Raw genomic sequence first — 5,791 nt, 5'->3', positions numbered from 1 at the left:
CGGTGCTCTTCTTGTCCGGGCTGATGATGTAGAGCGGCTCGAAGTCGTGGTCGACGTTCACCCCGAGCCGGGCCCAGGGCTCAGACTTGTATTTCGCGGGCACGTCGGCCGCCGCCCGCGGCAGGTCACGAATGTGCCCTCGAGACGACTCGACGATGTAATTGGCGCCCAGGTAACCGGCCAATTTGCGCGCTTTGGTCGGCGACTCGACAATGACAAGTCGCCGCGTGGCGCCATTCCCGTCGCCGTCAGCCACCTTTAATTACGCTCACTTTCATGCCTTCGTCTTCCCCTGCAGGCCGCGCGGACGGATGTTTCCGCGTTCAGCCAGCGTCAATCTACGGTGCCATTCGGCCGGTAGACACCTGACAATGTGGCACCCGAGATGGGCCGACGCAAACCGACCCCCCGTAAGCGGCTCGTCTTATTGCCGCTAGACGTGTGGCCAGAATGGCAACGCCTCGCCGACGTCGGGAGGTTCCCCGACGTTCTCTACCAGGCGCGATAGCCTGCGTCGGCCGCTGATTCGCAGTGCGGGACGGGCCCCCCGGGTGCCGATCAGGGTCGGCGCAATCCCGACGCGCATCAACGCCGACGCCAACGGCGAATGAGTATCCGGGGCGTGCGGGTCCAGTCCCAACAGGTATCGGTCGGCGTCTGGGCTGCCGGCCGCCAAAATCCACGCGCGCAATTCGCGCGGGCCGGGCAGCCACAACGGGGGGACGGTCTTCACCGCGCCGCGCGTCCACTCGCCGGCCATCTGACGCAACCGGGCGTCCACCTCGGTGCGCACCAGCGGCGTGTGTTCGTCGGTCTGGGTGATCTCGGCCGACAATCCGGCGTCGTCGATCATCTGGCCAAGAGCCTCGGCTCGCCAAGCCCGATCGACCACCACCGACAGCCGGGCCCCACTGCCGACTGTCACGATCTGGCCGGCCGCCGCGAGCACCCCGGCGAGGTCGGTGACCGCAGGCGGTACCGACTCGGCCGAGAAGAACGACAGCTGGATCACGTCAACGACAGTAGGCGTCCCACCGACGACGATGCGCGCCGCAACGCGGCGAGGGGGCGAGTCGGTCCATCAAGTCCGGGCCGACGACGATGCGCGCCGCAACGCGGCGGAAGGAGGAGTCGGTCCATCAAGTCCGGGCCGCGACGCACGGCACGGCGTGCGGAGGTGTCCACAACGAAAACCCCCCGTCCGAACCCGGTAATGGGAGCGGTGCGAGGGGTATCGTTGCTAATCGCTCAGACGGCGCGGACGCCGGTGGCCTGGGGACCCTTGGGGCTCTGTCCGACCTCGAACTCGACGCGCTGGTTCTCTTCGAGGGTGCGGAAGCCGCTTCCCTGGATCTCCGTGTAGTGGACGAACACGTCGGCCGAACCGTCTTCGGGGGCGATGAAGCCGAATCCCTTTTCCGCGTTGAACCACTTCACAGTTCCCTGTGGCATTTCTCGATCTTTCCTTTACTACTCGGGTGCGGAGCATCACCTCGATGCTCCGGGCCCGTTCCGACCGCTAGACCTTGCTGAGTCGCCGGAACTTCACCCGACCTACAACCTCGCAGGAACCGCGGCCGCAACGTCGATCCTGCGAAAGTTTGACACGAACACAGAAGCTGCGACCGCAAACAGTCAACCATGTTCATCGCCACAGCAACAGCCTCAGTCGGGCTTTTGAGCTACCACTGGGTGAACAATTGAAACGCGGCATCTAGACCATCGGTCGCAACGGGGCCATCGGTCACGGTTTCAGGTGATCGGTCCGGATCAGGAGGCGCTTGCTCGTGGTGACGTTCGGTAGTGAGTTGCTCGCCGCCGCGGTCGCAGGGGTCGAGACGGGGGAACATCCGCTACGTCATGTCGCCGAGTTACCGGCACGGCATGGCCGCCAACAGCCTTGGCCGAGCTGGGTTGAACCCGATGTGCTGCGAGCATTCACCGATCGTGGCGTCAGTTCACCGTGGACACATCAGGTTCAAGCCGCCGACCTCGCGCACAACGGGCATCACATTGTTATCAGTACTGGCACGGCATCCGGGAAATCGCTGGCCTATCAACTCCCCATCCTCAATGCGTTGGCAACCGATCCGCGGGCCCGCGCGCTCTACATCTCGCCGACGAAAGCGCTTGGCCACGACCAGTTACGGACCGCCCACGCGATGACAGCGGCCGTTCCGCGACTGCGCGACGTCGCTCCGACCGCATACGACGGCGACAGCGCAGGCGAGGTACGTCGTTTTGCGCGCGAGCGGTCGCGGTGGGTGTTCTCCAATCCGGATATGGTCCACCTGGCGTTGCTGCGCAATCACGCCCGCTGGGCAATGTTCCTGCGCAACCTCCGCTTTGTCGTCGTCGACGAATGTCACTATTATCGAGGCGTTTTCGGATCAAACGTGGCTATGGTACTGCGGCGCCTGCTCCGATTGTGTGAGCGTTACTCCGCCGGCCCCGCGGGTCCGCCGACCGTGATCTTCGCTAGCGCAACGACGTCCGCGCCGGGCGCGACGGCTGCTGAACTCATCGGCCAACCTGTCGCGGAAGTCACCGACGACGGCTCGCCCCAGGGCGCTCGAACGGTGGCATTGTGGGAGCCGGCGCTGCGCGACGACCTGGTAGGTGAAAACGGGGCTCCGGTGAGACGGTCCGCGGGCAGCGAAGCAGCGCGGGTGATGGCCGATCTGGTCGCCGAAGGCGCGCGCACCCTGACCTTCGTCCGGTCGCGTCGTGGCGCGGAACTGACCGCGTTGGCGACCCGAGCACGACTGGAGGACATCGCTCCAGAACTGACCGAGACCGTGGCGTCGTATCGCGCCGGGTACCTACCCGAGGACCGCAACGCCTTGGAACAGGCGCTGCTCGACGGGCGGTTACGCGGCCTGGCCACCACCAATGCCCTGGAGCTAGGCATCGACATCGCCGGTTTGGATGCGGTGGTGCTGGCCGGCTTTCCCGGCACGGTCACGTCGTTCTGGCAACAGGCCGGCCGGTCCGGCAGACGCGGACAGGGCGCGCTGGTGCTGCTGGTCGCCCGCGACGATCCGCTGGACACCTACCTGGTGCACAACCCCGCGGCACTGCTGGACAAGCCGATCGAGCGGGTCGTGGTCGACCCCTCCAATCCGTATATCCTCGGCCCGCAATTGCTCTGCGCAGCAACGGAATTACCTGTTGACGATGCCGAAGTACGGTTGCTGAAGGCCGAAGCGGTTGTCGGTGCGTTAGTCGACGATGGACTGCTGCGACGGCGGGGCGGCAAGTACTATCCGGCCCCGGGCGTGGATCCTCACCCGGCAGTGGACATTCGGGGGTCGTCTGCCGGTCAGGTGGTGATCGTCGAAAGCGATACCGGCCGACTGCTGGGTACTGCCGACACCGGTCGCGCCGCCGCCTCGGTGCATCCCGGCGCGGTGTATCTGCACCAGGGCGAGAGCTACATCGTCGACTCTCTGGACTTCGACCAGGGGATGGCGTTCGTCCACGCCGAGGACCCCGGATATGCCACCTTCGCAAGAGAACTGACCGACATCAACGTGACCGGGCGCGGAGAACGCCGGACTTTCGGGCCGGTGACCTTGGGCCTGGTCCCGGTCAGCGTGACCCACCAGATCGTGGGCTATCTGCGCCGCCGCCTCAACGGCGAGGTGATCGATTTTATCGAGCTCACCATGCCGCCGCAGACTTTGCACACTGTCGCTGTGATGTACACCATTACACCAGAGGCATTGCACCGCAACGGCATCGAACCGACGCAGATACCAGGCTCGCTGCACGCCGCCGAACACGCCGCGATCGGCCTGCTTCCACTTGTGGCCAGCTGCGATCGCGGCGACATCGGCGGATTGTCCGCTGCCGTCGGCCCCGAACCCGATGGTCTACCAAGCGTTTTCGTTTACGACGGCTTTCCAGGCGGAGCCGGATTCGCCGAACAGGGTTTCCGACAGGCGAACACGTGGCTGGGCGCGACAATGGCGGCGATCGATGCGTGCGAGTGCCCGGCGGGATGTCCGTCGTGCGTGCAATCGCCGAAGTGCGGCAACGGCAACGATCCGCTGGACAAGGCCGGTGCAGTACGGGTGTTGCGTCTGGTTATCAGCGCGCTGGCAAACGGCAACTGATCATACGGATGACGACCGACCCCTCGACCGGTCGACGTCCACATGGCGATGATTTCGCAGCGGCTGCATCGAAAACGCGCTCCGCACTTCTGCAGCCAGATGCACCCGGCCGAAACCGTTCGTCGATCGTCGCAGCAGGAAAATACCTTTCGGCCGGCAACCTGTGCAAGTTGGTGACTCGCATGTCAGTAAGACCCACAGGTTGATCTCAGGCAACACCCCATGGATTCGACAGTGACGCAACGGGTTATCCGTCGCACCGCAGCTAAACTACTGACCTATGACAGACGACTGGCTGCTCGTGGAAACGCTGGGCCGAGAACCGGCCGTGGTGGCAGTGGGCCGTCGACTGCACGACCTGATACCGATAACAACGTTTTTGAAGCGCACCCCCGCCCGCGCCGCCATCCAGTCCGCGATCGCGGAGTCGATACAAACCAGCCAAGGTCTGGTCAGCATCACCCCCAAAAAGGCCCGGGTGATCCGCACCGAGCCGGTCGTGATGAACGACGGGCGCATCCACGGAGTGCACGTCTGGAGCGGACCCCACTCCGACGAACCGCCGGAACGGCCGATCCCGGGACCGCTGAAATGGGACATGACCCTCGGTGTGGCCACCGATACCGCGGAGTCGCTGGCCAACATGGGCCGTAAGGTCAAACTCGACGATCCCCAGGAGCGGGCGTTCGCCGAGTGCTGGCCCTCGGGTGATCTCAAGCCCAATGAAGGCCAGGCGCTGGCTGCGGCGGTCAGATTCGAACCAGGCCACACCATGTGTGACACCTGGGACGGCCGGGATTGGCAAGGCAACCACATCCGAGTCAGCTTCGTTGCCCGCAATGCCCTCGAGGAAGGACCCGACGGCCGCGAACACATGATCGCGCGGGGCATGAATTGGCGTGCCGAGCCCGCCGAGACACCGGCATCATCCGATCGGCTGGCCCAACAGATTCTGCACGGTCTGGCCCAGCCGGGAGTGCACCGCGCGCTGTTCGATCCGCAGACTTGGACGCTGCTGAAGTGGCTCGACGCGCCGTGCCCGTTCTACGACTGGCGCCGCATCACGGCCGACAGCCCGCGGATGCATCCCGACGACGAGGCCAAGGCTGCCGCGATGAACTCCGAGTTTGCCGCCGGCGCCTTCAGCGCCGTGCTGCGGATGCCCGCTCACGACGGCGGGTGGGTGCCGGTCCACGTGACCGCCAACCGGGTGGAGATCGACACCGGCACCTTCGCCGGACTGGTCTCGCTGAGGTTGCCGACTCCAGCCGAACTCGCCGCAGCCGGACTGGCAGACTAACTGGATTGGCCCCGGTTGGGATTGGCCCCGGCTGGACTGGCCCCGGTTAGACTGGGCTGTGAGCCGGGCCCGCCCGGGCGGATGCCCGAGCCCTACCCCATGAGCCCGCACCGACCTCAATGGTGACCACGACGTCGAGGTCTTCGACACCGCAGCCGGCCACATCGGCCCGCATCATGTGGGCCACCGCTCCGGCCCGTGCACACGATGCGTCGGCCCCGGCTGGCACTCGCGCCGCGGCGGCCAGTGCAGCCAGGTCGGCCGCCGCCTGAGCGTGGTGCCGGGCGACCACAGCGGCGCCCAGAAACGCGCTGCCACCGGTGACGGTAAGCAGCACGACAACCATCACGGCCGTGACGACGGTGACCGATCC

6 protein-coding genes are annotated in these 5,791 nt (G+C 65.6%); 2 read left to right on the top strand and 4 right to left on the bottom strand.

Features of this window, described 5'->3' with window-relative positions; all coding sequences use genetic code 11:
* From AC2VOG_RS06905 to AC2VOG_RS06895, 3 genes are all read right to left on the bottom strand, one after another.
* Nucleotides 1-256: toprim domain-containing protein (locus AC2VOG_RS06905; RefSeq protein WP_486939173.1), on the bottom strand; the 256-nt coding region annotated here is incomplete at its 3' end.
* Nucleotides 257-433: 177 nt separating this feature from the next.
* Nucleotides 434-1,012 carry a hypothetical protein gene (locus AC2VOG_RS06900; protein ID WP_486939172.1) on the bottom strand — a complete coding sequence of 193 codons (579 nt, stop codon included), beginning with the start codon at nucleotides 1,010-1,012 and terminating at the stop codon, nucleotides 434-436.
* A 236-nt stretch (nucleotides 1,013-1,248) separates the two neighbouring features.
* A complete protein-coding gene (locus AC2VOG_RS06895; protein ID WP_005138711.1) occupies nucleotides 1,249-1,452 on the bottom strand; it encodes a cold-shock protein in 204 nt (67 codons plus the stop codon).
* 335 nt (nucleotides 1,453-1,787) lie between these two features.
* Between AC2VOG_RS06895 and AC2VOG_RS06890 the strand changes: the two genes are divergently transcribed.
* Both AC2VOG_RS06890 and AC2VOG_RS06885 read left to right on the top strand, forming a co-directional pair.
* Nucleotides 1,788-4,118: a DEAD/DEAH box helicase gene (locus AC2VOG_RS06890; protein ID WP_486939171.1), complete on the top strand. Its 2,331-nt coding sequence runs from the start codon at nucleotides 1,788-1,790 to the stop codon at nucleotides 4,116-4,118.
* A 280-nt stretch (nucleotides 4,119-4,398) separates the two neighbouring features.
* Entirely contained in the window at nucleotides 4,399-5,418 is a 1,020-nt protein-coding gene (locus tag AC2VOG_RS06885) for a PAS domain-containing protein (protein ID WP_486939170.1), read from the top strand.
* Between the two features lie 46 nt (nucleotides 5,419-5,464).
* Here the strand turns inward: AC2VOG_RS06885 and AC2VOG_RS06880 are convergent.
* Nucleotides 5,465-5,791: Rv3654c family TadE-like protein (locus AC2VOG_RS06880; protein WP_486939169.1), on the bottom strand; the 327-nt coding region annotated here is incomplete at its 5' end.

This window comes from Mycobacterium sp. TH-M11 (assembly GCF_057473725.1).
The sequence above is the reverse complement of the archived record's forward strand: the minus strand, read 5'-3'. Positions and strand labels throughout refer to the sequence as shown.

What these genes read in the sequence shown, in the direction of transcription:
- AC2VOG_RS06895 (WP_005138711.1), bottom strand. Translation starts at nt 1,452, where the DNA reads ATGCCACAGGGAACTGTGAAGTGGTTCAACGCGGAAAAGGGATTCGGC.
- AC2VOG_RS06885 (WP_486939170.1), top strand. Translation starts at nt 4,399, where the DNA reads ATGACAGACGACTGGCTGCTCGTGGAAACGCTGGGCCGAGAACCGGCC.